The sequence below is a fragment of the Pseudomonas sp. PDM25 genome (assembly GCF_019219045.1).
In the GTDB taxonomy this organism is placed as follows: domain Bacteria; phylum Pseudomonadota; class Gammaproteobacteria; order Pseudomonadales; family Pseudomonadaceae; genus Aquipseudomonas.
The window spans coordinates 1-223 of sequence record NZ_JAHUWL010000114.1 but is presented as its reverse complement, the minus strand read 5'-3'; the positions used below and the strand labels follow the sequence as shown (position 1 = coordinate 223).

At 61.4% G+C, this 223-nt stretch carries 1 protein-coding gene; it reads right to left on the bottom strand.

The genetic code is table 11. The features are described 5' to 3' along the window. Positions 1–223: Ig-like domain-containing protein (locus tag KW848_RS32790; protein ID WP_218539203.1), on the bottom strand; the 223-nt coding region annotated here is incomplete at both ends.

Below are 223 nucleotides of genomic sequence, written 5' to 3'. Positions count from 1 at the left end.
CAATGGTCGCGGTCTGGCCGGCGGTGAAGGAACCCGTCACACCAGCGACGGTAAAGGTCGCGACACTCAGGGTGTTATCGACATCGCTGTCATTGGTCAACACGTTGCCGGCTGCAACGGTGTCTTCAGCGACGGTTTGGGCATCAGCGGTCAGCACACTCGCGTCGTCGACCGGGGTGACGTTCAGGTCCAGGGTGCTGGTGGAGCCAGTGTTGGTGGTGTA